We start from the raw sequence: 26630 nt of genomic DNA, 5'->3' as shown, positions 1-26630 counted from the left end.
CGCAGACAGGCGGGGAAAAGAGGGCGTAAATGCGCATATTGCATACGGGAGACTGGCATCTGGGGCGGACGCTGGAGGGCAGAAGCCGGCAGAAGGAGCAGGAGCAGTTCATGGATGAACTGGTGGAGATTGCAGATTCCTCCGGGGCGGATCTGATTCTGATGGCGGGAGATGTCTATGATTCGGTCAATCCTCCCGCTGCGGCTGAGCAGCTGTTCTATGATGCGGCGGCCAGACTGACAGCGAACGGCCGGCCGCTGGTTGTCATCTCCGGCAATCACGACCAGCCGGAGCGTGTGGCTTCCGTATCCCCGCTTGTCCGCAGACAGGGAATCACGCTGGTGGGGATGCCGACTTCCGAGCCGGTGACAGTGCATGCTGCAAGAACCGGTGAGATTGCCAAAATCGCTGCGCTTCCCTACCCCTCCGAAGCCCGGCTTGGCGAGCTGCTCGCCGGGGACAGCGGAGAGGCTGAGCTGCGGCTGGCTTACAGTGCACGCGTCGGCAGGCTGATGCAGATGCTCGGCCGGGAGTTCACACCGCAGACGGTCAATCTGGCGATGAGCCATATTTATGTGCTGGGCGGTGTGGAGTGTGACTCCGAGCGGCCGATTCAGGTAGGCGGTGCCTATACCGTTGATCCTTCGGCCCTCTCCTGCGGCGCACAGTACACGGCGCTTGGCCATCTTCACCGTGCCCAGCGGGTCAAGGGCGACGGAATGATCCGCTACAGCGGCTCGCCGCTGGCGTACAGCTTCTCGGAAGCAGGACAGGCAAAGTCCGTGGCATTGATTGACGTTGCCCCCGGCGGGGAGCCTGTGTTCGAGGAGATCTATCTGCGCAGCGGGCGTCCGCTGGTGAACTGGAAGTCTGCGGGCGGATTGCAGGAGGTGTACGGCTGGCTGGATGAAGGCAGGGATGCGGGCGCATTCATTGATCTGGAGCTTCGGCTGACAGAAGCCATGTCCATGAACGATATCCAGCGTCTGCGCAAGTCACGGGAAGGCATCGTACATATCCGTCCGATATATCCGCAGATGGAGCAGGAGCTGGAAGAGACGGCACGCTCACGGATGCCGGTGCAGGAGCTGTTCCGCAGATTCTATCAGCGCCAGACCGGCGGGGCGGAACCTGAGGACAGCCTGATTGAGCTGTTCCTGGAGCTGGCGGAGGAAGAACGGCAGGAGCCTGCTGAAGGGGAGGAGTTACTGAAGTGAAACCGATACTACTGAAGGTGTCCGGGCTGCAGAGCTACAGGGAGCAGCAGGAGATTGATTTTGCCAGTCTGACCGAGACGGGATTGTTCGGGATTTTTGGCCCGACCGGCAGCGGCAAATCCAGCCTGCTGGATGCCATTACGCTGGCGATGTACGGCAAGGTAGAACGCGCGGTGAACGGAACCCAGGGCATCATGAACCATTCCGAGGATCAGCTCAGTGTGGCGTTCACCTTCGAATTGACCTCGTCTTCGGGGACAAGGCGCTACCGGGTGGAGCGTAAGTTCAAACGGACCGGCGAACAGTCCGTCAGCAATACGATCAGCCGGTTCATTGAGGTTAAGGAGGACGGGGATACCGTCATGGCCGATAAGCTGGCGGATGTCACCCGCTGTGTGGAAGAGCATATCGGACTGAAGATGGATGACTTCACCCGGGCGGTTGTCCTGCCGCAGGGCAAGTTCGCCGAGTTCCTGTCCTTGCGCGGTGTAGACCGCAGGCAGATGCTCCAGCGCCTGTTCCATCTGGAGCAGTATGGAGACGGTCTGGCACTGAAGCTTAGCCGCCGCGTCAAAGAGAATGAGGCGGCGCTCCGCGCTGTTGAAGCCGAGCAGCAGGGGCTGGGCAGCGCAGGCAAGGAGGATGTGGATGCCGCAGCCGTCCGCGTGCAGGAGGCGGTCCGCCATGCGGCGGACTGCCGCAAGCGGCTTGCAGAGGCGGTAGAGCGCGCTGAGCGCTACGCCCGTATCCGCGAGCTGCAGGACGAGCATGAGCGCCGCAGGCTGCAGCGGCAGGCGCTTCTGGCCCAGGAGGAGCAGATCCTCCTCCTGGAGCAAAGGCTCGGCAAGGCGGACGATGCCGAGCGGAGATTGCCCGCGCTGAAGGCCTGGCGCAGCGCGGAAGAGGCCTGGAAGGCCCGGGCGCAGCGCGCCGTGGGCCTTGAGGCACTGGCCGCAGCTGCCGTGCAGGAAGCGGCGGCAGCGGGGGAAGCGGAAGCGGCGGCACAAGCCGCGCTGTCCGCAGGTGAGCCGGCCCTCCGTCAGGAGGAGGGCCGGTACCGGCGCGCGCTCGAGCTGGAAGCTGAGCTCGGCGAATTGCACCGCGAGCGCGCGGCGCTGCAGGCACGCCGCGAGGAAGCCGCCCGGGGCCTGGCCGCCGGGAGGGAGAGCCTGGCCCGGGAGCGTGAACTTTTGGCCCGCGGCCAAAAGAAACAGCACGAGCTGCAGCAGAGCCTGCAGCCGCTGGCGGTCCGCTCCCAGGAGCGGCAGTCTCTGCAGGAAGCCATGCAGAGACTGCAGGGACTGCGTTCTGCCGAGGCCCAGCGGGAATCGGCAGAACGTGAGCGCCAGGACCGCGCGGCGGTGCTCGCGGCGGCGCAGGCGCGGCTGGCCGCTGCTGCTGCGCGGCGGCAGGCGCTGGATGCCGGGCGCGGAGAGCTGCTGGCCGCCGCTGCCCTGCACCAGGAAGAGCTGCGGGCGGCCGAAGGGACAGCGGGAGCCGCTGCCGGCCGCTTGGAGCTGCACATCAGCGCGCTGGAGGCTGCCCTGAAGGAGCAGGAGGTTCACCGGCTCTCGCAGGCGCTCGCCGGTGAACTCCAGGCAGGGGTTCCCTGCCCGGTATGCGGCAGCGAACATCACCCCTCCCCTGCGCTGAAGCAGGAGCAGGGGGCGCTGGATGAGCTGGACACCCGGCTCCGCCATGTCCGCACTCAGGCCCGGCAGGCGCTGGAGACGCGCCATCTGCTGCATAGCCTGCTGGCGCAGGACAGTTCATGGCTCGCTCAACTAGGGGGAGCAGCACCGGAAGAAGCAATGAACCAGACTGCCGCTGGAACAGAAACAGCTACGGACAAGACCACAATCCTTGCCTCCCATGCCGCTCCTGGTACCCTCGACAGCACCGAGTCTCACTCAGGTTCCGGTTCCCTCACCCGTGCAGAACCTCACCCAGGTTCCGGGTTCCCTGCCAGTGAAGAGACCCACGCAGATTCCAGTTCCCTCGCCAGTGAAGAGACCCACCCAGGTTCCGGGTTCCCTGCCAGTACTGAGTCCTACGCGGATTCCGGTTCCCTCAACGCTCCGGCGGCGCCAACAACCGCACCGCTGCCGGATGAACTTGCTCTAGCCGCGATGAATAACGAGCTGTCCGCCTTGAACGACCAGTTGTCGGCCCTCAAAGGCCGCTCCGCAGAGCTGCGCCGTGCGGCCGCAGACTGGCAGCGTTCCATGCAGGAGCTGGAGCAGCTGTATCACAAGGAAGCGGCAGGTGTTGAAGCGGAGCAGACCTGGCTGCAAGATCTGGCTGCCAAGGCAGCACAGCTGGCCGGTTCCGCCGATAAGCTTAGGGAAGAATGGAACAGCCGCTTTCCGGAGCTTGCCCCGGAAGCGGCTGAGGCAACCTACCGTGAGATGCTCGGCAAGGATGAACGCGCCGAGGAAATCCGCAGCCGGCTGGAGATCAGCGTCAAGTTCCTGGAAGATAAGAGTCTCGCGGTGCAGACGCTGAACGAACAACTGGCCGGGCTGGACAAGGAGCTGGCGCAGTGGGATGCGCAGCTGGAAGGCAAGGAGGCGCTTGCGCGCGACAAAGAGCAGCGGCTGAGGGAAGGGACCGGCGGCCGCCCTGCGGGGGCGCTGCTGGCCGAGTGTGAGCGCAGGCTGCTTGAACTGCAGACTGCGCTCGAACGCAGCCGGCAGGGACACCGCCTGGCAGCGGAGAAGGCCCAGCAGCAGACCCGTGAAGCTGCGGTAGCCCGTCAGGCGGCAGAGTCGGCGCAGGAGCATTATACTGCAGCCGCTGCCCAGTGGGAGGAGAGTCTGCAGTCTTCACCGTTCGCCTCAGCCGCAGAGGTCGAGGCCTCGTCGCTGGAGATTGGAGAACGGACGCAGGCCGCTGAGCGGGTGAAGGCGCACCGGGAGGAGGAAGCTGAGTGTGCGCTGCAGCTGCGTAGCATTGAGGACAAGCTGGCTGGAGCTGTGCTCAGCCGTGAAGAATGGCAGGAGAGCCAGGAAGCGCTGCGCAATTGCAGGGAGGACGACGAAATCTCGCTTCAGGCCCGGGCACGGGCGGAGCGGGATCTGGAGGATCTGCAGCAGCGCCATATCCGCTGGGTGGAGCTTGAGGACAAGAGAGCGGGATATGCGGCGCTTCAGGAGCGTTTATCCAAGCTGCAGACTGTGCTGCGCGGCAATGCTTTTGTGGAGTATATTGCGGAGGAACAGCTGATGCAGGTCTGTCAGGCCGCCTCACAGCGGCTCCGTTTCCTGAGCAAGCAGCGTTACGCGCTGGAAGTGGATTCGGGCGGGGGATTCGTCATCCGGGATGACGGGAACGGCGGCGTCAGACGGCCGGTGTCCACGTTGTCCGGGGGAGAGACCTTCCTGACCTCCCTGTCGCTGGCGCTTGCCCTGTCGGCCCAGATCCAGCTGCGTGGGCAATATCCGCTGCAATTCTTTTTCCTGGATGAGGGCTTTGGCACACTGGACCCGGACCTGCTCGATACAGTGATTACTTCACTGGAGCGGCTGCATAATGATCAGTTGTCCGTAGGCATCATCAGCCATGTCCCCGAGCTTCGGGCCCGACTGCCGCGCAAGCTGATTGTAGTTCCCGCAGGGCAGGGCGGCGGGGGTTCAACGATCCTGCTCGAAAAAATGTAATACCCGGGGTTGGAAGTGATAAGAATCACAGATACACCTCCAACCCCCTGTTATAATACAGCTAAGCCGACATTATTTGAAACACCTCGGCGGACGTATGACAGGGAATTGTTCCTTATCATACGTCCGCCGCCGAAGCAGCTTATCTAAGCTGTGAAGGGTGTTTCTTTTTTTTGTCTTTTTTTATTTACAAGATGCTCATACGGGGTTACAGACAGTAACTTATCCTTCTTCGTTCTTTGTTTTCATTGAAAGGGTACCCTTCCCATTTAAGAGGATAGCAATGTTGCATCACTTATATTTGAATTTACCGAAGTAAAGGGTAGCCGCAGACCTGTTATAATACAGCCTGTCCTTCCTGTTTTTATTAAAAAGAGTCATTATGCTTCACATGCTAACTTCTCCTTCTATTTCTCGCAGAAACGAATGTCGTGCTTTACAAGGAAGTCGGACCATTTATTATGCATAAGGATTAGAAGTCAAAGGGAGAAATGATTAGAAGCAGTCGGAATTCGGCTACACATAGTGAGGTCAAAGTGAGCTAATCCCTGTGCTTGTGCCGAGTGTGGGTGAAGAAGAGCAATGAGTAACATTAATGCACCTGAATTCACCATACGCTACCCAAATGAGCCAATGAGGAGCATTAATGCACTTGAATTCACCATACGCTACCCAAATGAGCCAATGAAGAGCATTAATGCACCTGAATTCACCAAACGCTACCCAAAGGAGCCAATGAGGAGCATTAATACACCTGAATACACCAGACGTAGCCCAAATGAGCCAATGAAGAGCATTAGTGCTCCTCATTATGCCGGATCCCGCCAGAAGTAGGCGAATGGAGAATCCTGAGTTCGCCTTACAGGCTTCATTGGTCGCCTTACAGGTACATAGGCCGCATTACAGACTGCATGAGCCGCATCATTTCTTACTTCATTCACCAGTTAGAGTGTTTTGTATACGAATCTGCCTGAATTTGAGCGGATGATTCTGCTGGCAGCCCGGCACCTGTTATTTGTTTGCAGGGAATGCCGTCCCTGACTTTCACAATCGCTCAACATCCTGTATGATTAGAGCCATATACTAACTATTTGTCGCGAAGCAAATCAGGCCGGAAGTCAGGAAGACATTCAGGCAAATGCGCCCCGCCGGACACCAGGACTGTGCCGCGGAAAGTGCCGGATGCAAGCTTCTGCATTACACAATCAATGGGAGGAAGCGTGGTATGGAAACTGTATTCAGCAAAATTATTGAAGGTTCGATCCCGTGCAAAAAAGTGTTTGAAAACGAGCGGATTCTCGCATTCTACGACATTGAGCCTGCAGCCCCAGTGCATGTGCTGATTATCCCGAAGAAATTCATCGCTTCCATGAATGACGTTACGCCTGAGGATCTGCCGCTGATCGGCGAGATTCATGCCGTGGCCCAGCAGATTGCAGGTGAGCTGGGAATCGCGGATACCGGATACCGGCTGATCAACAATTGCGGCCCGGACAGCGGGCAGGCGGTGCCTCATTTGCATTATCATCTGCTTGGGGGTACCAAGCTCGGAGCGCTGGTTGGGAACTCCGCTTCCCACGCCTAAGAAGGAATTTTAAGCACACAACCCCGGACTGAAAAAAGAATAAAACGAAGGTTGACACCTTATTTAGGTTTGACCTATAATGAAAGGTGATGAACCGTGTTGTTATGCTCTTGGACGGTCTGGTCGGAGGGAGGGAAAACTGGTGTCTGAAACGAAAGTTCGCAAAAACGAGACAATTGATGCTGCACTTCGTCGCTTTAAACGTTCCATTGCTAAGGATGGTGTCTTGGCTGAGGTGAAGAAACGCAAGCATTATGAGAAGCCAAGCGTAAAGCGCAAGAAGAAGTCTGAGGCTGCTCGTAAGAGAAAGTTTTAGGAGGATTACCCACGCATGAATCTTAGCGAACGATTGAACGAAGATATGAAGCAAGCGATGAAGAGTAAGGACAAGTTCACACTCTCCACCATTCGAATGGTTCGTTCTACAATAAAGTATCTTGAAATAGATTTGAAGAGAACATTAGACGACAACGAAGTGCTTGATATCCTTAGTCGTGAAATCAAACAGCGCAAAGATGCCCTCCAAGAATTTGAAGCAGCGGGTCGCGAAGAGCTTGCCGCGAGTACTAAGGCAGAAATCGAGATTATCATTAAATATCTTCCCGAGCAGCTTTCCGAAGAAGAAATTAAAGTAATTGTACAGCAGACCATCCAGGAAACCGGTGCTTCTTCGAAAAGTGAAATGGGTAAGGTGATGAGCGCACTGATGCCTAAGGTCAAAGGTCGCGCCGATGGTAAACTCGTGAACCAGGCGGTTCAGCAATTTCTGCAATAATATAACGCTAGCACCCCTTTAATTAGGGGTGTTTTTCATTATATACATAATTAATCCCAGTTTTCCTAGTGCAATATGAATGTGCAAAGCCGATGAAACGCCCGGATCGAACCGGTCGTACTAGGATTATCTGCTGCGTTATAATATATGATAAGAATGCGAAAGGTTACATGTGCTTACAAAGGGGGGCGCCAGCTTGAACAGGTTACGCACCATCATCTTGTCCTGCATCGCCGCATGGCTGATTCTTCTGCTGCCGGTAGCGGGGACTGCCCGGGCAGATAATGAAGCGGTTCGTGCACCGGGGGCGGCTGCAGGTGAAACGGTGAACGGACCGGTCTTCGTTATTCCGGTAGATCAGGAAATCGAACGCGGCCTGCAGAGTTTCCTCGAACGGGGATTCCAGGAGGCGGCCAATTACGGCGCGGTTCTGATTGTTCTGGAGATTGATACACCCGGAGGACGGGTGGATTCCGCCGAAAGCATCGGCACGATGGTCAGGGACAGCAAGATTCCGACCGTGGCCTACATCAAGGGCAATGCTGCTTCCGCAGGCAGTTATATCGCGCTGAACGCCGGGGCTATTATCATGAAGCCGGGGAGTATGATCGGTGCCGCGTCGCTGGTGGACATGAACGGGAAGAGCGTAGAGGATGCCAAAATGATATCGTATTGGAAATCCAAGATGACCGGGGCCGCAGCGCTGAACGGGCGTGATCCGGAAGTGGCGGCGGGGATGGTGGATCTCCAGCTGGCCGTGAACAAGCCCGAACTCGGCGTGAGCAAGAGGCAAGGGGAGATCATTGCTCTAAGCAGCGAGGAAGCGCTTCAGGCCGGTTACGCTGACCGGATTGCAGGCACAGCCAATGAGGCGATTAGTTGGCTGGGTTACTCCACAGACGACATTTTTCGCGTTGAGCACACCGGTGCGGAGAAAATGTCGCATTTTCTGACCAACCCGGTGATTATGGTCATTCTGCTCTTCGTCGGAATTGCCGGGGTGTTCATTGAGCTGCTGGTGCCCGGCTTTGGGGTGCCCGGAATTGTCGGTACACTGGCATTCGCCCTCTATTTCTTCGGCAACTATGTGGCGGGCTTCGCCGGGGCGGAGACGCTGCTGCTGTTCATTCTGGGGCTGGTGATGCTCGTGCTGGAGCTGTTTGTCCCGAGCTTCGGAATCCTGGGGCTGCTGGGCTCAGTCAGTCTTGTGGCGGGTGTTGTCCGAGCGGCATACAGCTTCACCCATGCGATGTTCAGTCTGGGAATTGCTTTTTCAGCAGCGGCAGTTGTGATAGTGATTGTCGCCGTAGCCTTCAAGGAGCGGGGAATCTGGAACCGGTTCATCCTTCAGGACAGCCTTACCAAAGATCAGGGTTATGTGCCTGTCCAGGAGAAGCTACGTCTGATCGGAGCCTCAGGAATCAGTGTAACGCCGCTGCGTCCAGCCGGAACCGCCGCCATTGGCGGTGAGCGGATAGATGTGGTTACAGAGGGCGGATTCATTGATGCGCACACTGCGGTTTCAGTGGTGAAGGTCGAGGGAGGCCGTGTGGTTGTGAAGGAAGCTGTGAACTAAGGCTGCTCAAAAAAATTACGGAGGTTATCAAACGTATGATGGAAGCATCTATGATTACTTTTCTGCTGATCGCGGTTGTCGTGATCATTGTACTAAGCGTATTCTTCAGCTTCTTCCCGGTTATGCTCTGGGTGTCTGCCTGGGCATCCGGTGTCAAAATCAGCATTATTACACTGGTGGCAATGCGTCTGCGCCGGGTCACGCCGAGCCGGATTGTCAATCCGCTGATTAAGGCCACCAAGGCCGGGCTCGGTCTGAATATCAATCAGCTTGAGAGCCATTACCTTGCCGGAGGGAACGTAGACCGGGTAGTTAATGCGCTGATTGCAGCTCAGAGAGCGGATATTCCGCTGGAATTCACGCGTGCCGCGGCCATTGATCTGGCCGGACGCGATGTGCTGCTGGCCGTTCAGATGAGCGTTAACCCGCGGGTAATCGAGACGCCGATTGTTGCGGCCGTTGCCAAGAACGGGATTGAAGTTAAGGTCAAGGCGCGGGTGACGGTCCGGGCGAATATTGACCGCCTTGTCGGCGGTGCGGGGGAAGAAACCATTATTGCCCGTGTCGGCGAGGGGATTGTAACCACAGTAGGCTCAAGTAATTCGCATAAGGACGTACTGGAGAATCCCGATTCCATCTCCCGGACGGTTCTGTCCAAGGGGCTGGATTCAGGTACAGCCTTTGAGATTCTGTCGATTGATATTGCGGATGTGGATGTCGGCAAGAATATCGGCGCTTACCTGCAGACTGAGCAGGCGGAGGCGGATAAGCGCATTGCCCAGGCCAAGGCGGAGGAACGCAGAGCCATGGCCGTTGCCCATGAGCAGGAAATGAAGGCCCGGGTGGTCGAAATGAAGGCACTGGTGGTTGAATCCGAATCCCAGGTTCCGCTGGCGATGGCCGAAGCGCTGCGCTCCGGCAAGCTTGGAGTGATGGATTACATGAATCTCAAAAACATTGAGGCCGACACGCAAATGCGCGGTTCGCTCGGCAAACTAAACGACGGGGACGACAGCAGCCGTCCGCCCCACAAATAAAGGGATGTGATTCCCCATGAGCAGCTTGATCTATTTGGTGGTGATTGCAGTGATCGCGATCATTACGAACTGGAATAAAAATAAAGGAAAATCAGCCCCGCGCGGAGGCATGCCGACCTTTGGCGGCGGGGGCGAAGGCAATCCGCTGCGCCGCCCCCGTACTCCTGCCCGGACAGCGGACAGCGGACGCCCTGAACAGCCGGGCAGCGGATTCCCGGCGCCTGCCGGAGGCCGGGCGGCTTCGGGCCGGCCTGAGCCGGAGCAGGAGGCGCAGGAGTCCGGCGCAACGCCTGAGTGGCCCGGGCAGGCGGCACAGCCTGCTCCTGATTACGAGACAGGCGAAGGCGTGTCTCTGGAGCAGACCGGGGACCTGGACGGCGTAGAGGTCCGTATAGCGCGCATGCAGGAGGAGCTGGAGCGAATGCAGGCTGCGTTTGACGGGATGGCGGCAGCCGTGCCGTCTGCGGGCTCTGATGCTGCAGGAGACAGCCGGGACGCATCCCAAGATGCACTTGCCCGCCATCTGCTCGTCGGTGACCGTGAAGCGCTGCGCAGCGGCCTCATGTGGGCTGAGGTGCTGGGCCCGCCCCGTGCCCGCCTGCCGCATTCCACGCGCCGCTAAAGCGGAGCACTGCCGTTAGCGGCGGCCGCTTCCGGCCACAATTCCATTGATCTATACACATAAGCTTGAATCTGCTCCCTGACCGGAGAGGATTCAGGCTTTTTTTTGCTCTCATAAAAAAGTGCGTTACCGCATAAGGTGTACAGAAGGCAGGAAGGGGGAGCGTCTACTTATGACCCGTATCGGCCGCAGGCTGCGGGGATGGACAAACGGGGTACTGGATCTTCCGCAGGATGTGCTGCAGGAGATGCCCCGGATCACCCTGATCGGCAACAAGGAACTGTATATTGAGAACCACCGCGGCGTGCTGCATTTCTCATCGGAGCAGCTCAGGCTGGCGCTTGTCAAAGGCGTTCTGGAGATTACCGGCGAAGAGCTGGTGATCCGTAATATTCTGGGCCAGGAGCTTGCTGTAATCGGGATTATCAGTGAAATCAGATATAAGGAAAGTGGGGAGAATCCATGAAAGAGCCGCCTCTGTCATCGCTGCGGGGGTTCGTTACACTGCATGTGACGGGACCGCAGGTGGAACGGTTTATCAATGCTGTAACCGGAGCGGGCATCATCATCTGGGATGTGAGGCCTGCCGGGGACGGCGCTTCTTTGAATCTGCTGCTGGATGACTTTTTCAGTCTCCGCCCGCTTCTGAAGCAGACAGGCTGCCGGATGCATGTTACGGCCCGTCACGGGCTTCCGTTTAGAATCGCGCGCTTGTGGAAACGGAAGTTTTTTGCCGCAGGTGTGCTTGTGTTCGGTGTAGGGCTGCTGCTGCTGTCCTCTATGGTGTGGAGCGTCAAGGTTGAGGGGAATACCCGCATTCCCACCGAGGACATCCTGGAAGCCGCCCGCAGGGAGGGGGTCTACCCGCTTCAGTGGATCTGGCGTATGAAAGAGTCGGACGAGCTATCCAGGGAGCTGACCAGCCTTGTTCCGGGGCTGACCTGGGCCGGGTTCCACCGGACGGGGACGAGCATTACCATCCAGGTCGTCGAAGCCGACCGCCCGGAGCAGAAGCCGCTGCTCAGCCAGCGTCATCTAATCAGCCGGACCGATGCGGTAGTCACCGAGATCTATGCAGAGCAGGGCAGACCTGTCGTGAGCCGCAATTCACGTGTCAAAAAAGGGGATATCCTGATCTCAGGAGCGCTGGGTGACGAGGAAAATACAGAATTTGTGGTTGCCAAAGGCAACGTTAAAGGCCTGGTATGGCATGAATACAAGCTGGAGGTGCCGCTCCAGAGAACGGGCAGCGCTTATACTGGAGAACGCAAAGACCGCACATATCTCGTACTCGGCAAATGGGCGGTTCAGCTCTGGGGCTACGGGGATTCCGGCTTTGACAAATCGCGCACGCTTACGGAGCCCGACATGCTGTCTTGGCGTTCCTTTGAGCTGCCGCTGGGCCTGATGACCGAGAAAGAGCTGGAGGTTAAATATACCACTGAAGCGCTTACTCCGGAGGAGGCCCGTACGGAAGGGCTGACGCGGGCGAAGAGTGATATTTTCGCGCGTTATGGCGCTGATAGCGTCATCAAAAGTCAAAAAATTTTGCATGAGAAGAAAGAGAATGGTAAAGTTTATATGAAAGTGCTGTTTGAGGTGGAAGAGAGAATTGCGGAAGAACTTCCGATAGTAAACAATTGAGGAGAATGAGGCTACTTGTCAGAACAGACTGCAAGCATTCAAATATCTTTACAAAATGCGGGAGAAGCGCAATCCCTGTTCGGCCCGCAGGACGGATTCCTGAAAATCATCGAAAAAGAGATCCCGGCGGTCATCAACTCACGTGAAGCAGAAATTACCATACGCGGTGCGGAGCGGGAAGTGGACATGCTGGGTCAATTGTTCAACGTGCTGCTGTCCCTCGTACGCGGGGGTTACGTGCTAAGTGAACGTGATGTGCAGTATGCCGTGGAGCTGGCGAAGGATTTCCGTGCCGACCAGCTGCTTGACCTGTTCAAGGGTGAGATTACGACGACTTTCCGGGGCAAACCGATCCGTGTCAAGACCATTGGCCAGAAACATTATGTGACAACGATCAAAAAGCGTGATATCGTCTTTGGCATCGGGCCGGCGGGAACCGGTAAGACCTATCTTGCCGTGGTGCTCGCCGTAACCGCACTGAAGGAAGGCTCGGTTAAGCGTATCGTGCTTACGCGTCCGGCCGTGGAGGCTGGGGAGAACCTGGGCTTCCTTCCGGGAGATTTGCAGGAGAAGGTTGATCCTTATCTTCGTCCGCTCTACGACGCCTTATATGACGTTATGGGGCCTGATCAGGTGGCCAAGGCGCTGGAGCGCGGGCTGATTGAGATTGCACCGCTTGCTTATATGCGCGGGCGTACGCTGGAGGATGCTTTTATAATCCTCGATGAAGCCCAGAATACGACTCCAGAGCAGATGAAAATGTTCCTCACCCGTCTGGGCTTCGGCTCCAAGATGGTCATCACCGGCGATGTTACCCAGATCGATTTGCCGCGCGGCAAGAAGTCAGGGCTGATTGAAGCCAAAACGATTCTTTCCGGTATTGAGGAGCTTGGCTTCGTCTACTTCGCAGAACAAGACGTAGTCCGGCATTCCCTGGTGCAGAAAATTATCGTTGCCTATGACCGCTCTGCCGAAAACCTCCAATAAAAAAGGGGATTGTCTTCATGGCCTCAAAGCAACCATCGAAATTAAGCGGATTTGTATATAGCACCAGCGGGTGGAAGTATAGCGCGGTTTCGCGCTATGCTCTTTTCCTGTTACTGGGGCTTGTATTCTACTTCAGTCTATCCTCTGATCTGCTGCCCAAAAAGTATGATATCAAAGAGGGGACCCGCAGTGCCAAGGAGATTACAGCCCCCAAGCAAATCCTGGACACCAATGCCAAGCTGAAAGCCCAGGAGACAGCGGCCGAGAACGTGACCAACCGGTATGCAATCATACCTATGAGAACTGAGAATCTCGTAACCCTGCTGCTAGACCGGATCGACCGGCTGAATCAGGATGATACGATATCACAGAGCGAGAAGACGGAAATCTACCGGGAGGAGATTCCGCGGCGCGCCAGTGATTTTATACTTAATTTTGTGGCTGCCAGCAGCAAAGCCGGAACGTATTCCGAGCATCTGCTGGATGAAATGCAGTCTGTCATCAACGACCAGACCTATGTTATTCCGGAAGAAACGTATATTAAGATCCCACGGCTGACCTCCCAGGACATCATCGAGATGAAGCCGGTCGCCCGGGATATAGTCATCAAGCTGATGAATGACCAGATTACCGACGCCCAGACCGCACGCGCCAAGGTGGCCGAGCAGGTCAGCGTCAGTTCACTGAGCCAGCGGACCGCCCGTGAGGTGGTGCAGGAGCTGGTGCGGCTGGTTATAACCAGCAACAAATTCTATGACGAGGAAGCCACGAAGGAAGCGAAGGTGCAGGCCCGCCAGAATACGCCGGATGTGTTCATCGAGCAGGGGGATGTGCTGGTCGCCAAGAATCAGGAGATTACTCCCGAGCTGTATAAGCTGCTGGATGAGAACGGGCTGCTCAGCAAAGAAGTCAACTATTGGCCGCAACTGGGCCTGCTGCTGCTCTCTGCGCTTCTGTCCTTTGGCCTCCTGACCTTTATCCGTTATAGCGGAGGAGCCTCCGGGTTCAAGTATAATAACTCCCAGCTGCTTATGCTGGTACTGGTATTTATCATTACGATTATTATGATGAAGCTGACCGCCTTCCTGCAGACGGACGTCAGGACGTATATCGGCTTCCTGGCTCCGGTTGCTGTCGGGGCGATGCTGATCACGATGCTGCTGGACATGACCTTAGCCTATTTCTGTTCCATTCTGTTCAGTGTATTGGCCAGTATTATCCTGAATGTCCAGCAGAGCACCGTATTTGATTTCACCTTCGGGTTCTTTGCCCTTATCGTGAGTTATGTCGCGATCTTCTCCACTCATCGTGCCGGACAGCGCTCTACGCTGCTGAAGGGCGGGATCATGGTGTCCCTGTTCGGCTGTCTGACGGTAGCCATACTGACCATGTTAAGCGGAGGCGTGTGGAACGAGACCAATACTTTGTATGCCCTGGGCTTCTCCTTTGCCGGCGGTCTGCTCACTGCTGTACTGGTCATCGGGCTGATGCCTTTCTTCGAGGCTACGTTCGGCATTCTGTCGGCTCTGAAGCTCGTCGAATTATCGAACCCGAACCATCCGCTGCTGCGCAAGCTGCTTACAGAGACGCCGGGAACCTATCACCACAGTGTGATGGTGGGCAATCTGTCTGAGGCTGCGGCGGAAGCGATTGGTGCGGACGGCCTGCTCTGCCGGGTGGGGTCGTATTATCATGATATCGGCAAGACGAAGCGGCCGTTCTATTTCATCGAGAACCAGAACAATATGGAGAATCCTCATGACTCAATTGAGCCGAAGCTGAGCAAATCCATCATTGTGGCCCATGCCCGTGACGGGGTCGAGATGCAGAAAGAATATAAGCTGCCGAAGCCGATCCGGGATATTGCGGAGCAGCATCATGGCACGACCTTCCTGCATTATTTTTATCATAAAGCGCTGAAGCTTGCGGAAGAAAAAGGGGTGGAGCCGGACTTCACGGAGGAAGATTTCCGTTATCCGGGCCCGAAGGCGCAGTCGAAGGAATCGGCAGTCGTCGGGATCGCCGACAGTGTGGAGGCCGCGGTCCGTTCGCTCCGCAAACCGACCGTTGTGCAGGTTGAGACCATGATTGAGAAAATCATCAAAAGCCGGCTCGATGACCATCAGTTCGATGAATGTGATCTGACCATCAAGGAGCTGGATATTATTGCACGGACACTTAAAGAGACAGTAATGGGCATTTTCCATTCCCGGATTGAATACCCCGAGGATGTGCGCAAGCCCAAAAAAGAGGAAGGGGCCAGCAAAAATGAGCCTGAGCGTCGTTTGGAACAATGAACAGGATGAATATGAAATTAACGGCGATCTGATTGAGCTGCTGGAGAAAATTCTGCAGAAGGCGGGTGAAGCCGAAGGGATTGACACGGGCGAAGTGGATCTTACCTTTGTCAATAATGAACGTATTCATGAGCTGAATCTGGAATACCGGGGAATTGACCGTCCGACGGATGTGCTGTCCTTCGCGATGAATGAGACCGGGGAAGACGAACCGGAGATTATATACGCTGAGGCAGAGGAAGATGAAGATCTGGAAGAGGTTCCTTACGTGCTGGGGGATATCATCATCTCTGTCACCCGTGCGCAAGAGCAGGCGCTGGAATACGGCCATTCGCTGGAGCGGGAACTGGGCTTCCTGTTCGTCCACGGGTTCCTGCATTTGCTGGGCTATGACCATCAGGAGCCGGAAGCCGAGGCCGAGATGATGTCCAAGCAGGAGAAGGTGCTGGCTCAGGTCGGGTTGACACGCTAATGGTCAAGAATACGGCGGTTGGCCACAAAAAATTCTGGCATTCCTTCCGGTTTGCGGCTCATGGCATTGCGGCGGCGTTCCGGTCGGAGCTGAATATGAAGGTGCACAGCGGCCTCGCTGTTCTTGTGCTGGCCGCCGCTGCTGTATTCAGGCTCCCTCTGTCAAGCTGGATGCTGCTGCTGCTGGCGATCACACTGGTGCTTGCAGCCGAGCTGCTGAACACGGCGATTGAAGCAACGATTGACCTGCTCTCGCCGGAGATACACCCCTTGGCCAAGAAGGCCAAAGATACCGCCGCAGGAGCCGTCCTGCTTACGGCGGTGTTTGCCGTTATAGCCGGAATCTATGTTTTTTATCATCCCGTGATGGACTGGATCACGAGTCTTATGTCATAATCAGTTTACAACTTCAGCTTATGTAAGAGGCGGACCCGCTTTGTGCGTTCCGTCATCTTTACTTAGAACGACAAAACCGGGTTAAGTTTGTTATGTTTACAAAGCGGGTTTTGTACGAAGAATAACCGATGCGGTGAATGTTTACGGTGCTTAAGCGGATGCTCACAAAACTTAAGCGGATGCTTACGAGGCGAGTTTTATTTCGAAGAAGATTCAATGAAGTGAATGCTCAATAAAACTTTCAGGAGGACAACTATGGATTCTGCTCTACTTCTTCAGGAAGCGATCAAGGCAAGAGCCAATGCATATATACCGTATTCCCGGTTCGGGGTCGGTGCTGCGCTGCTGGATCAGGACGGCAAGGTCCACCACGGCTGCAATATTGAGAATGCCGCTTACGGTCCAACCAACTGCGGTGAGCGGACCGCCATGTTCCGCGCGATTGCGGACGGTCATAAGCCGGGTACCTTCAAAGCCATCGCTGTGGTGGCCGATACGGATGGACCCGTGTCGCCTTGCGGCGTCTGCCGCCAGGTAATGGTTGAGTTGTGCGGGCCTGACATGCTGGTCATCCTCGGTAACCTGAAGGGTGACATTGTGGAGACTACCGTGCGTGATCTGCTCCCGGGCGCTTTCGGCCCTGCGGACCTAGAGCAGGGGCAGGCTCCGGAGTAAACGGCAAGGTTGTAAAGACGGTTGCCGTACGGTAGCAGGATCATAAGTACATACCGTATGAGCCCGGGCTTTAAGTGTATTTGGTACAACTATATTTCCGTCAGGCTAGCTATAATAGGGTTTAAGTGTAAAATGTACAACTAAATTCGCGGTGGATTGCCAAAAGTGGCTTTGCTGAGGAAAATAGATGTACAAATTACAGCTAAACTGCAAAAACCTCTGATTTTGAGCAGAATAAGTGTACAAAATACAACTAAAAAATGTTATCAGGTGTATAGTTACCTAGGCAGTTCGATGTTTAGGTATCCAAGTAACCAGCTTCTTCACGCGCCGAAGTGAAGCGTGTTCCCGCAGGGAACGTAAGCGCTCATGCTCCAGAGCGTCTTGTTCACGCCAAACGTTGGCCACCGCCAATTAACCGCGCCGCAGTCAAGTGTGTTCCTGCAGGGAACGAAAAGCGATCCTGCTTCCCAAGTCTCTTACCGTGCCAAGCGCTGCGCCCACGCCAGTTCCGGGTGTCCAGAGGGCCGGGGCCCTTGGGGTCCCCCTTGGCGAAGGGGGATTTAGGGGGATCGAACTCTTTTGATCGAACTCTTTTGACGCTTTTGACCAAGTTGTTAGACAAATAGGAAGGAAGATTATATGAAATTCAAATCAGGGTTTGTCGCCATTATCGGCAGACCGAACGTAGGCAAATCAACGTTAATGAATCAGGTGATCGGCCAGAAGATCGCCATTATGTCGGACAAGCCGCAGACCACCCGCAACAAAATTCACGGGGTATATACGGCAAATAACTCACAGATCGTATTCCTGGATACACCGGGTATTCATAAAAGACAATCCAAGCTGGGCGATTACATGAATCAGACGGCGATGAGCACTCTGCATGAAGTGGAAGCGGTATTGTTCCTCGTGGATGCCTCAGAGGGTATGGGCGGCGGCGACCGCTTTATCGCGGAACAGCTGGGCGCGATTAAGACACCGGTTATTCTGGTCATGAACAAAATTGATAAGATTGAGCCGGAAGCGCTGCTGCCGATGATTACGGAATACAACAAGCTGCATGAGTTCGCCGAAATCGTACCGATCTCTGCCAAGATGGGTAATAATGTCAACACGCTGCTGGAGCAGGTGCAGAAATATCTGCCGGAAGGCCCGCAGTATTATCCTGACGACCAGATTACCGATCACCCCGAGCAGTTCGTCTGTGCGGAGCTGATCCGCGAGAAGATTCTGCATCTGACCCGCGAAGAGGTCCCGCATTCCATTGCGGTGGCGATTGAGGACATGAGTGTTGAGCCTAACGGGGTTGTGCATATTTCGGCAGTTATTTTTGTGGAGCGGGATTCCCAGAAGGGGATCATTATCGGCAAGCAGGGGGCTCTGCTGAAAGAAGTCGGACGCCGTGCGCGGACAGATATTGAGAACCTGCTGGGCTCGAAGATTTTCCTGGAATTATGGGTGAAGGTGAAAAAAGACTGGCGCAACCAGGACCGCGTACTGCGGGATTTGGGCTTCCACAAAGATTGATTACCCTCCTCCAGCAGCCTTGGCAGGAATTGCAAGGATAGATCCCCCAGCTTCGCACATCCTACTTCTGAAGGAACATCGTGTTTCCGAAGAAAGGATGAATACGAATGCGGAATTTTTCGTGGAAGTATTTTGCAATGACTGGAGATCTCGATGCGTATTTGCTGTACAGGGAAGCTGGGGATTCGCCGGAGGGCAGCGGTCCGCTGCCGGCGGAGGAAGAGATGGATATCAATGAAGAAGCACAATAAGAACTGGTTGCTTGCCGAGTGGTTGGGGGAAGAGGCATGCTATACAGGGTGGAAGGGATCGTCATCCGCAGCATGGACTACGGCGAAGGGAACGCCATTATTACGCTTTGCACCGAGAACGCCGGTAAAGTAGGGGTTCTGGTACGGGGCGCCAAGAAGGTCAAAAGCCGCCATGCTGCCCTGATCCAGCTGTTCACAACAGGAGAATTTGTGTTCTTCCGCAACAACGGCGGACTGGGAACACTGAATGCCGGAGAGATCACGAAGTCCCATCACCCGCTGCGCGAGGATCTTGTCAAAGCGGCATACGCATCTTATGCCTGCGAGCTGCTCGACCGGGTGCTGCATGATGAAGAGACGGGCAGCTTCTGGTTCCGTCAATTAAGCGCCTGCCTGAATGCACTTGAAGAAGACAAAGAGCCTGGCATCATCATCAATGTATTCGAAATGAAGGTATTGCAGGCTGCAGGCTACGGCCCGCAGCTTGATACCTGTATCGTCTGTGACAAGGACAAGCCGGAGGAAGAGCTGAGAATCAGCCCCCGCCTTGGCGGCGTTTTATGCCGAAGCTGCCGTCATAATGATCCTGCGGCGATGGAGATTTCCCCGCGGGCCCTGAAGCTGCTGCGGGTATTCGCCGCACTTGATCTGACCCGGCTCGGCAATGTGGATGTGAAGCCGGAGACCCGCACCGAGCTCAAGACCGTGATGCGCGGATTTATGGATATGCAGCTGGGGCTCAGACTGAAGTCACAGAGCTTCCTGGACCAGCTCGACAAATACAATATTTGACGAAACACGAATTATCCGTTACTATAAGTTCAGTTTCATTGAATGAATAATTTGCCGTGTCTGCTCCAGATTATGGAGAGAGTGCATTGATCGGGAAAGTAGTGAACTGAATTGTCGCTTCAGCGAGCCGGGGAGAGTGGAAGCCTGGCGGGACAACGTTCATGAACAGGGCGCCCGGGAGTACGGAAGCGGCAGCATGAAAAGTGGATTTCGCGCGAAGCGTAATCAAGTAGGGTGGAACCGCGGGAGAAGAACTTATAGCTCTCGTCCCTATGTCTGTTCATCAGGCATGGGGGCGGGAGCTTTTTTGCATGTGGCAGGGACTGGAGAGAACTCTCCCATCGTCCGCCGCAGAATATAGAAGCTAGTGCCGCCTCCATCGCGCAGCAGCAAGAGACAGTCACAAGCAAGAGGCAGTACACACTTGTAAAGCGAAGGAGCCGGTAGTTATGAACTTTCAGCAGATGATTCTCACCCTGCAGCAGTTCTGGGCAGCCCAGAATTGTATTCTCGTCCAGCCGTATGATACGGAAAAAGGGGCGGGCACGATGAATCCTATGACTTTTTTGCGTTCCCTGGGTCCGGAGCCGTGGAAGGTTGCTTATGTTGAGCCTTCACGCCGTCCGTCCGACGGCCGGTATGGAGAGAACCCGAACCGTCTGTACCAGCATCACCAGTTCCAGGTCATCATCAAGCCATCACCCGATAATATTCAGGAGCTGTACCTGGACAGCTTGAAGGCACTGGGCGTAGATCCCCTGCTGCATGATGTGCGGTTTGTCGAGGACAACTGGGAGAATCCGTCCCTGGGCTGTGCGGGTCTCGGCTGGGAAGTCTGGCTGGACGGGATGGAAATCACCCAATTCACTTACTTCCAGCAGGTAGGCGGAATTGAAGCAAGTCCGGTAGCGGTGGAGATTACCTACGGTATGGAGCGTCTCGCCTCCTACATTCAGGATAAAGAAAATGTCTTCGACCTGGAATGGGTGGACGGCATGACTTACGGGGATGTGTTCCATCAGCCGGAAGTCGAGCATTCCACGTATACCTTTGAAGTCTCAGATGTCAAAATGCTGTTCAGCCTGTTCAACACCTACGAAGAGGAAGCCCGTAGAGCGATGGAGAATCACCTTGTCTTCCCGGCCTACGATTATGTGCTGAAATGCTCGCACACCTTCAACCTGCTGGATGCGCGCGGAGCAATCAGTGTAACCGAACGTACAGGTTTCATTACAAGAGTACGTAATCTTGCCCGCACCGTAGCGGCAACATATCTGGAGGAACGCGAGAAGCTGGGCTTCCCGCTGCTGAAGAAAGAGGGTGCTGACCTTGTCTAAGGATATTCTGTTCGAGATCGGTCTGGAGGAAATCCCTGCACGCTTTATCCGCGCGGCTATGGAACAATTGAAGGACCGGACCGTGAAGTGGCTGGAAGCCTCGCGGATCAGCCATAGTGGCGTTACAGCCTATGCGACACCGCGCCGTCTGGCCGTACTGGTGAAGGATGCTGCGGAGCGCCAGGAGGACGTAAGTGAAGAAGTCAAAGGTCCGTCACGCAAAATCGCCCTGGATGCCAGCGGCGAATGGAGTAAGGCTGCACTGGGCTTTGCCCGCAGCCAGGGCGCCACACCGGAGCAGTTCACGTTCAAGGAGCTAGCTGGCGTCGAATATATCTATGTGACCAAGAGCAGCACCGGTATCGAAACAGCCTCATTGCTCTCGGAAGGCCTGTCAGGCATTGTAAGTGCCATGACTTTCCCGAAAAATATGCGCTGGGGTGCTTATGATTTCAAATTTGTCCGTCCGATCCGCTGGATGGTTGCTCTTTTCGGTCAGGAGATTATTGACCTTACGATTACCGGAGTCAAAGCCGGCAATGTGAGCCGCGGCCACCGGTTCCTCGGAGAAGAAGCGGTGATTGCTGAACCTGCCCTATACGTGGAAGCTCTGCGCAGCCAGCATGTGCTGGTAGATGTGAAGGAACGCGAAGAGCTGATTCTAAGCGGAATTCATAAGCTTGCGGAAGAGAAAAGCTGGAAGATTGCCATCAAGGAGGATCTGCTGGAAGAAGTGCTGTTCCTGGTAGAGACACCGACCGTCTTGTTCGGTACCTTCGACCCTGCCTTCCTCAATATTCCGCAGGATGTGCTGATTACCTCCATGCGTGAGCATCAGCGTTACTTCCCTGTTTTTGGAGCAGACGGCAAGCTGCTGCCATTCTTCGTAACCGTGCGTAACGGCAATGCCGTCTCGCTGGATGTTATCGCCAAAGGCAACGAGAAGGTGCTGCGCGCCCGGTTGTCGGACGCCAAGTTCTTTTATGAAGAAGATCAGAAGCTGCAGATTAACGATGCGCTGGCCAAGCTGGAGAATATCGTCTATCATGAAGAGCTGGGCAGTGTCGGTGACAAAGTGCGCCGTATCCGCGCGATTGCAGACCGTCTTGCTGTGAAGCTTGGGCTGCCGGCAGGAGCTGCTGCTGAAGTCAGCCGGACTGCGGATATTTGCAAATTCGATCTGGTTACCCAAATGGTGGGTGAATTCCCTGAGCTTCAAGGCACGATGGGTGAGGATTATGCCCGCAAGGCCGGTGAGCCTGAGCAGGTGTCGAAAGCGGTCTTCGAGCACTATCAGCCGCGATTCGCCGGAGATGCTGTTCCTTCTACACAGGCAGGCCTTGTAGTCAGTCTTGCCGACAAAGTCGATACGATTGTTGGCTGCTTCTCCATTGGAATCATCCCGACCGGTTCCCAGGACCCCTATGCGCTGCGCCGTCAGGCGGCAGGCATTGTACAGATCGTGCTGGAGCATCAGCTTAATATCAGCCTGGAGGAGATTTTTGCCGCGGCGCTGGAAGTTCATGAAAGTTTACGGTCAGAGAAACATTTCACCCCTGAACTGCGTATTAACCTGTACGAGTTCTTCGGCCTGCGCGTCAAACGGCTGCTGTCTGACAACAATGTCCGCTATGACGTTGTGGATGCAGCACTAGCCGCAGGGTTCGATGATATCGTTGATGTAGTAAGCAGAAGCCTGGCCTTGATGAATGCGGTGACAGATGTGGCAGATTTCAAAATCACTGTGGATTCACTGACCCGTGTCAGCAATCTGGCCGCCAAAGCCCCGGAAGGTGCAGTGATCGAACCTTCACTGCTTAAGGAAGAGGCGGAGCAGAAGCTGTACGATACTTGGCAGAGTATTCATGAGCCTTACCGCGCAGCACTGGAAGTCAGACATGCTGCTGAAGCGCTGCAGATTCTGTCGGGCCTGAAGGATGCCGTTACCGGATTCTTCGATTCGGTTATGGTTATGGCTGAAGACGAGGCGGTTCGCGTTAACCGTCTGGCGCTCTTGTCAGGCATTCATGCGGATTCCAGATTGTTTGCCGATTTCAGCAAGCTGGTGTGGTAATCACGGGCTGTTTTAAGTAATGTTTGTGATTTTATGGTATAGATCGAGGGTTTAGGGTATAAATATACGGAACGGTGCCAATGCGTAAGTTGACATTCGTTCCGTATTTATGCTTTACGAAAGAAGGATTTTGCCGGGCACGGAGCGTAATATATATTACACGGGAATTTGGTGAGGCTTGTGGTAATGTCCCAGTCCAGAAAGATTGTCGTTGATGGGGATGCTTGTCCGGTCAAGACGGAGATTATTGCCGTGGCCCGCAGCTTTGGCCTTCCGGTGCTGATGGTTTCCTCCTACGATCATGTGCTGAGAGCCGAAGAAGGCGTTACGGTGGTCCAGGTGGACCGCGGGGCTGACAGTGCCGATTTGTATATCGCCAACCATATTGCTGCAGGAGATGTCGTAATTACGCAGGATTATGGACTCGCGGCGCTGGCGCTGGGCAAACGCTGCAAGGTGCTCTCGAACCGTGGACAGGAATATGAGGATTCCAAAATGGATTTTATGCTGGAGGGCAGACATGCCCGCGCGGTAGAACGCAGACGGGGCCACTATTCCAAGGGGCCAAAAGCGATTACCGCAGAGGAAAAAACTTTTTTTCAACATAAACTGACAAAACTTTTGAGAATTTTGCAGGAGAATGTCTAGCTGTAGCGAATTATATTTATTTGTTAAGAGATGAAGGTGGTTGAAGTGGCTAGCGGACATGGTACGATTCCCGAAGAGGTTATCGAGAACGTGCTGGCACGGCATGATATTGTCGATACAGTCAGTAAGGTTGTCCAATTGTCCAAGCAAGGCAAATATTTATGGGGCCTCTGCCCGTTCCATTCGGAGAAATCGCCTTCCTTCACCGTCACCCCTGACCGGGGGGTCTTTCATTGCTTTGGCTGCGGTATGGGCGGAAATGCCATCAAATTCAGGATGGAAATCGAAGGATTATCTTTCCCCGAAGCAGTCAGAATAATGGCGGAAGAGAGTGATATCCCCGTTCCTGAGGGTAGAGGCGGGGCCATGGCTCCGCCTGATCCGGAGCGGGACAGGCTGATTCAGGCCTATGAATTATCGGCGAAGTTTTATCATTTTTTGCTGAAGAACACGGAATACGGCACTGCCGCCATGGATTACTTAAGAACCCGGGGCTTCAGCGACAAAATGATCGACCAGTTCCAGATTGGCTATGCGCCTGACCGCTGGGACACGCTGCTGCAGTTTCTGGAGAAACGCAGCTTCGATCTCGCCGAGATGGAGAAGGGCGGGCTGCTGTCCGTCCGGGGAGAGAACAAAGGATATCTGGACCGCTTTCGCGGCCGGGTTATTTTTCCGATTGCGAACCGGATGGGCAAGACGATCGCCTTCGCCGGACGAATTCTCGGGGAAGGGCAGCCGAAGTATCTGAACTCCCCAGAGAGCCGGTTATTTAACAAAAGCCGGATTCTGTACAATCTGCACCAGTCCAAAGCATCCATCCGCAAAACGCGGCAAATCGTCCTGTTCGAGGGATACGGTGATGTCATTTCGGCTTGGGAGGCAGGTGTGCATAACGGGGTAGCCACGATGGGAACATCGCTCACCGAGGGTCATGTGGCATTGATGAAGAGCCTCGGGGATGAGATTGTGCTTGCCTATGATGGAGATAAGGCTGGACAAGCCGCAGCCCTTAAGGCTATTCCCCTCCTGGAAGACAGCGGGCTGAGAGTTAAGGTTGCACTGCTGCCAAGCGGTCTGGACCCGGATGAATTCATCTCCCGGCATGGCGGGGACAGGTTCAGGGAACAGGTGATTGACTCTGCGGTGTCCTCCATCAAATTTAAGCTTATATATCTGAAAAAAAACCATATACTCCTAGAGGAAGACGGCAAAATTGCCTATGTCAAGGAGGCTCTGGAGATTATCGCCGGGCTTCATTCTTCAACGGAGCGGGAGGTGTACCTGCGGGAAATCTCCTCCGAACTTGAGCTGTCCTATGACAGCTTGAAGCAGGATTGCAATTTACTTCGGGCCTCCATGCAAAAAAACAACCCCGAAGGGGATAATAACGATAAAAGGTGGAATAATGGTAGGCATAAAAAAGGGCAAGTGCAGACACCTACATTACTGCCTGCTTACCATGTTGCGGAACGGCGCCTTTTGTCATTCATGATTCAGGACCCGGAAGCGGCGGCCTATGTGGGTGAACGGCTCGGGGAAGAGTTCAATATTGATGATCATGCGGCAATAGCCGCTTATCTATATGCTTACTATGCGCAAGGCAAACCACCCGGCATCAGCCGGTTTCTATCATCGCTTCAGGATGACCGTCTGGAGAAAACCGCAACGGCAATCTCCATGATGGACACCCCTCCGGACTGGAACACGCAGGTGCTGGACGATTGTATTCGTGAAGTGCAGAAGTATCCTCTGCTGCGCAAAATTGAGCCCAAGCGTGAAGAGATGATCCAGGCGGAGAAATCCGGTGACTTTTTGCGTGCAGCACAAATAGCAAGTGAAATTTTAGCCCTAGAGAGACAATGAGAAGTTGACAGGATGTACCTAGGGAGGAGGGAGTCGAATTATGGCGAACGATCAGCACACTGAACTGGAAGCGGAATTTACTCTGGATCAGGTTAAGGATCAGCTTATTGATCACGGCAAGAAAAGATCATCACTCAATTACAAAGATATTATGGAGAAATTGTCACCATTTGATCAGGACCCTGAGCAGATGGAGGAATTCTACGAACAGCTCAGCGATCTGGGGATCGAGGTTGTGAATGAGAATGATGAAGAGGTGAACAGCCTCCGCCCAAGCGAGGACAATGAGGACAAAGAGGGAGATGACTTCAGCTTTGACGATGATTTGTCGCTGCCTCCGGGTATCAAGATCAACGACCCCGTCCGGATGTATCTGAAGGAAATCGGCCGTGTGCCGCTGTTATCGGCTGACGATGAAGTGGAACTGGCGATGAGAATCAAGAACGGCGATGAGGAAGCGAAGCGGAGACTGGCAGAAGCGAATCTGCGGCTCGTGGTCAGTATCGCCAAGCGTTATGTGGGCCGCGGGATGCTGTTCCTGGATTTGATTCAGGAAGGCAATATGGGTCTAATCAAAGCGGTTGAGAAGTTTGACCATAACAAAGGGTTCAAATTCAGTACCTATGCAACCTGGTGGATTCGCCAGGCGATTACACGTGCGATTGCCGACCAGGCGCGTACGATCCGTATTCCGGTGCATATGGTCGAAACCATTAACAAATTGATCCGGGTCTCCCGTCAATTGCTGCAGGAGCTGGGACGCGAGCCGTCGCCGGAAGAAATTGCGGCAGAGATGGAGCTTACCGTTGAGAAGGTTAGAGAGATTATGAAGATCGCCCAGGAGCCGGTATCCCTTGAGACACCTATCGGTGAGGAAGATGATTCGCATCTGGGAGATTTCATCGAGGATCAGGAGGCGTTGGCGCCTGCAGATGCAGCGGCTTATGAGCTGCTGAAGGAACAGCTGGAGGATGTACTGGACACGCTCACGGAGCGTGAAGAGAATGTGCTTCGGCTACGCTTCGGACTGGATGACGGCCGGACGAGAACGCTGGAGGAAGTGGGCAAGGTGTTCGGCGTTACCCGTGAGCGGATTCGTCAGATCGAAGCTAAGGCGCTGCGTAAGCTGCGTCACCCGAGCCGCAGCAAGCGGCTGAAGGATTTCCTCGAATAGGCTATACAACCGGA

24 protein-coding genes are annotated in these 26630 nt (G+C 55.0%); 23 read left to right on the top strand and 1 reads right to left on the bottom strand.

Going from position 1 to position 26630, the window contains the following annotated elements; translation table 11 throughout:
- Positions 1–29: 29 nt before the first annotated feature.
- The 18 genes from HQN87_RS04445 (at position 30) to recO (ending at position 19517) form a co-directional block, all read left to right on the top strand.
- Positions 30–1217: an exonuclease SbcCD subunit D gene (locus HQN87_RS04445; protein WP_173128376.1), complete on the top strand. Its 1188-nt coding sequence runs from the start codon at positions 30–32 to the stop codon at positions 1215–1217.
- On the top strand, positions 1214–4876 hold the full coding sequence (locus tag HQN87_RS04440; protein ID WP_173128373.1) for an AAA family ATPase: 3663 nt from the start codon (positions 1214–1216) through the stop codon (positions 4874–4876). Before HQN87_RS04445 ends, HQN87_RS04440 begins: the two co-directional genes overlap by 4 nt.
- Before the next feature lie 1225 nt (positions 4877–6101).
- Entirely contained in the window at positions 6102–6461 is a 360-nt protein-coding gene (locus HQN87_RS04435) for a histidine triad nucleotide-binding protein (protein WP_173128370.1), read from the top strand.
- A 142-nt stretch (positions 6462–6603) separates the two neighbouring features.
- Positions 6604–6777 (top strand): 30S ribosomal protein S21, encoded by a 174-nt coding sequence (gene rpsU / locus HQN87_RS04430; protein ID WP_005547957.1) that lies wholly within the window; start codon positions 6604–6606, stop codon positions 6775–6777.
- 15 nt (positions 6778–6792) lie between these two features.
- Entirely contained in the window at positions 6793–7236 is a 444-nt protein-coding gene (locus HQN87_RS04425; RefSeq protein WP_173128367.1) for a GatB/YqeY domain-containing protein, read from the top strand.
- Between the two features lie 244 nt (positions 7237–7480).
- Positions 7481–8812, top strand: coding sequence for an NfeD family protein (locus tag HQN87_RS04420; protein WP_436836454.1), 1332 nt, complete (start codon positions 7481–7483; stop codon positions 8810–8812).
- A 35-nt stretch (positions 8813–8847) separates the two neighbouring features.
- On the top strand, positions 8848–9849 hold the full coding sequence (gene floA / locus HQN87_RS04415) for a flotillin-like protein FloA (RefSeq protein ID WP_173128361.1): 1002 nt from the start codon (positions 8848–8850) through the stop codon (positions 9847–9849).
- A 16-nt stretch (positions 9850–9865) separates the two neighbouring features.
- Positions 9866–10471: a hypothetical protein gene (locus HQN87_RS04410; protein WP_173128358.1), complete on the top strand. Its 606-nt coding sequence runs from the start codon at positions 9866–9868 to the stop codon at positions 10469–10471.
- Positions 10472–10643: 172 nt separating this feature from the next.
- Positions 10644–10937 (top strand): sporulation protein YqfC, encoded by a 294-nt coding sequence (gene yqfC / locus HQN87_RS04405; RefSeq protein WP_173128355.1) that lies wholly within the window; start codon positions 10644–10646, stop codon positions 10935–10937.
- Entirely contained in the window at positions 10934–12115 is a 1182-nt protein-coding gene (gene yqfD, locus HQN87_RS04400; protein ID WP_173128352.1) for a sporulation protein YqfD, read from the top strand. Before yqfC ends, yqfD begins: the two co-directional genes overlap by 4 nt.
- A 15-nt stretch (positions 12116–12130) precedes the next feature.
- Positions 12131–13102, top strand: coding sequence for a PhoH family protein (locus HQN87_RS04395; RefSeq protein ID WP_173128349.1), 972 nt, complete (start codon positions 12131–12133; stop codon positions 13100–13102).
- Between the two features lie 17 nt (positions 13103–13119).
- Positions 13120–15399 carry an HD family phosphohydrolase gene (locus HQN87_RS04390; protein WP_173128346.1) on the top strand — a complete coding sequence of 760 codons (2280 nt, stop codon included), beginning with the start codon at positions 13120–13122 and terminating at the stop codon, positions 15397–15399.
- Entirely contained in the window at positions 15371–15871 is a 501-nt protein-coding gene (ybeY, locus tag HQN87_RS04385; protein WP_173128343.1) for an rRNA maturation RNase YbeY, read from the top strand. The genes HQN87_RS04390 and ybeY overlap by 29 nt, the downstream gene beginning before the upstream one ends.
- Positions 15871–16266: a diacylglycerol kinase family protein gene (locus tag HQN87_RS04380; protein WP_173128340.1), complete on the top strand. Its 396-nt coding sequence runs from the start codon at positions 15871–15873 to the stop codon at positions 16264–16266. Before ybeY ends, HQN87_RS04380 begins: the two co-directional genes overlap by 1 nt.
- A gap of 255 nt (positions 16267–16521) precedes the next feature.
- Positions 16522–16941: a cytidine deaminase gene (locus HQN87_RS04375; protein WP_173128337.1), complete on the top strand. Its 420-nt coding sequence runs from the start codon at positions 16522–16524 to the stop codon at positions 16939–16941.
- 642 nt (positions 16942–17583) lie between these two features.
- A complete protein-coding gene (era, locus tag HQN87_RS04370) occupies positions 17584–18474 on the top strand; it encodes a GTPase Era (RefSeq protein WP_173128333.1) in 891 nt (296 codons plus the stop codon).
- Between the two features lie 107 nt (positions 18475–18581).
- Positions 18582–18725 carry a YqzL family protein gene (locus tag HQN87_RS04365; protein WP_173128330.1) on the top strand — a complete coding sequence of 48 codons (144 nt, stop codon included), beginning with the start codon at positions 18582–18584 and terminating at the stop codon, positions 18723–18725.
- Positions 18726–18761: 36 nt separating this feature from the next.
- On the top strand, positions 18762–19517 hold the full coding sequence (recO, locus tag HQN87_RS04360; RefSeq protein ID WP_173128327.1) for a DNA repair protein RecO: 756 nt from the start codon (positions 18762–18764) through the stop codon (positions 19515–19517).
- Positions 19518–19587: 70 nt separating this feature from the next.
- Here recO and HQN87_RS32025 read toward each other — a convergent pair whose 3' ends face one another.
- Positions 19588–19746 (bottom strand): hypothetical protein, encoded by a 159-nt coding sequence (locus HQN87_RS32025; protein WP_216857142.1) that lies wholly within the window; start codon positions 19744–19746, stop codon positions 19588–19590.
- A gap of 220 nt (positions 19747–19966) precedes the next feature.
- On the opposite strand from HQN87_RS32025, the gene glyQ reads away from it, so the two are divergent.
- The 5 genes from glyQ to rpoD all read left to right on the top strand — a co-directional run bounded on the left by glyQ (position 19967) and on the right by rpoD (position 26616).
- Positions 19967–20854 carry a glycine--tRNA ligase subunit alpha gene (glyQ, locus tag HQN87_RS04355; RefSeq protein ID WP_173128324.1) on the top strand — a complete coding sequence of 296 codons (888 nt, stop codon included), beginning with the start codon at positions 19967–19969 and terminating at the stop codon, positions 20852–20854.
- The gene (gene glyS, locus HQN87_RS04350) at positions 20847–22928 is read left to right on the top strand and encodes a glycine--tRNA ligase subunit beta (RefSeq protein WP_173128321.1); all 2082 of its coding nucleotides are present in this window, start codon (positions 20847–20849) and stop codon (positions 22926–22928) included. Before glyQ ends, glyS begins: the two co-directional genes overlap by 8 nt.
- 186 nt (positions 22929–23114) lie before the next feature.
- A complete protein-coding gene (locus HQN87_RS04345) occupies positions 23115–23576 on the top strand; it encodes a YaiI/YqxD family protein (RefSeq protein ID WP_173128315.1) in 462 nt (153 codons plus the stop codon).
- Between the two features lie 30 nt (positions 23577–23606).
- Positions 23607–25442, top strand: a complete 1836-nt coding sequence (dnaG, locus tag HQN87_RS04340; RefSeq protein ID WP_216857141.1) for a DNA primase — start codon at positions 23607–23609, stop codon at positions 25440–25442.
- Between the two features lie 40 nt (positions 25443–25482).
- Positions 25483–26616 (top strand): RNA polymerase sigma factor RpoD, encoded by a 1134-nt coding sequence (rpoD, locus tag HQN87_RS04335; protein WP_036690273.1) that lies wholly within the window; start codon positions 25483–25485, stop codon positions 26614–26616.
- Positions 26617–26630: the final 14 nt, after the last annotated feature.

This window comes from Paenibacillus tritici (genome assembly GCF_013204885.1).
Taxonomy (GTDB): Bacteria; Bacillota; Bacilli; order Paenibacillales; family Paenibacillaceae; genus Paenibacillus_AQ; species Paenibacillus_AQ tritici.
Note: the sequence above shows the minus strand (reverse complement) of the source record. Positions and strands in the feature narration are given on the sequence as shown.

Excerpts from the sequence above, each read along its gene's own strand:
- HQN87_RS04445 (WP_173128376.1), top strand. The coding sequence starts at position 30 with ATGCGCATATTGCATACGGGAGACTGGCATCTGGGGCGGACGCTGGAG.
- HQN87_RS04380 (WP_173128340.1), top strand. The coding sequence starts at position 15,871 with ATGGTCAAGAATACGGCGGTTGGCCACAAAAAATTCTGGCATTCCTTC.
- dnaG (WP_216857141.1), top strand. The coding sequence starts at position 23,607 with ATGAAGGTGGTTGAAGTGGCTAGCGGACATGGTACGATTCCCGAAGAG.
- era (WP_173128333.1), top strand. The coding sequence starts at position 17,584 with ATGAAATTCAAATCAGGGTTTGTCGCCATTATCGGCAGACCGAACGTA.
- rpoD (WP_036690273.1), top strand. The coding sequence starts at position 25,483 with ATGGCGAACGATCAGCACACTGAACTGGAAGCGGAATTTACTCTGGAT.
- HQN87_RS04410 (WP_173128358.1), top strand. The coding sequence starts at position 9,866 with ATGAGCAGCTTGATCTATTTGGTGGTGATTGCAGTGATCGCGATCATT.
- recO (WP_173128327.1), top strand. The coding sequence starts at position 18,762 with ATGCTATACAGGGTGGAAGGGATCGTCATCCGCAGCATGGACTACGGC.
- HQN87_RS04425 (WP_173128367.1), top strand. The coding sequence starts at position 6,793 with ATGAATCTTAGCGAACGATTGAACGAAGATATGAAGCAAGCGATGAAG.
- yqfD (WP_173128352.1), top strand. The coding sequence starts at position 10,934 with ATGAAAGAGCCGCCTCTGTCATCGCTGCGGGGGTTCGTTACACTGCAT.
- floA (WP_173128361.1), top strand. The coding sequence starts at position 8,848 with ATGATGGAAGCATCTATGATTACTTTTCTGCTGATCGCGGTTGTCGTG.
- glyQ (WP_173128324.1), top strand. The coding sequence starts at position 19,967 with ATGAACTTTCAGCAGATGATTCTCACCCTGCAGCAGTTCTGGGCAGCC.
- HQN87_RS04375 (WP_173128337.1), top strand. The coding sequence starts at position 16,522 with ATGGATTCTGCTCTACTTCTTCAGGAAGCGATCAAGGCAAGAGCCAAT.
- HQN87_RS04345 (WP_173128315.1), top strand. The coding sequence starts at position 23,115 with ATGTCCCAGTCCAGAAAGATTGTCGTTGATGGGGATGCTTGTCCGGTC.
- HQN87_RS04435 (WP_173128370.1), top strand. The coding sequence starts at position 6,102 with ATGGAAACTGTATTCAGCAAAATTATTGAAGGTTCGATCCCGTGCAAA.
- yqfC (WP_173128355.1), top strand. The coding sequence starts at position 10,644 with ATGACCCGTATCGGCCGCAGGCTGCGGGGATGGACAAACGGGGTACTG.
- HQN87_RS04390 (WP_173128346.1), top strand. The coding sequence starts at position 13,120 with ATGGCCTCAAAGCAACCATCGAAATTAAGCGGATTTGTATATAGCACC.
- ybeY (WP_173128343.1), top strand. The coding sequence starts at position 15,371 with ATGAGCCTGAGCGTCGTTTGGAACAATGAACAGGATGAATATGAAATT.
- HQN87_RS04365 (WP_173128330.1), top strand. The coding sequence starts at position 18,582 with ATGCGGAATTTTTCGTGGAAGTATTTTGCAATGACTGGAGATCTCGAT.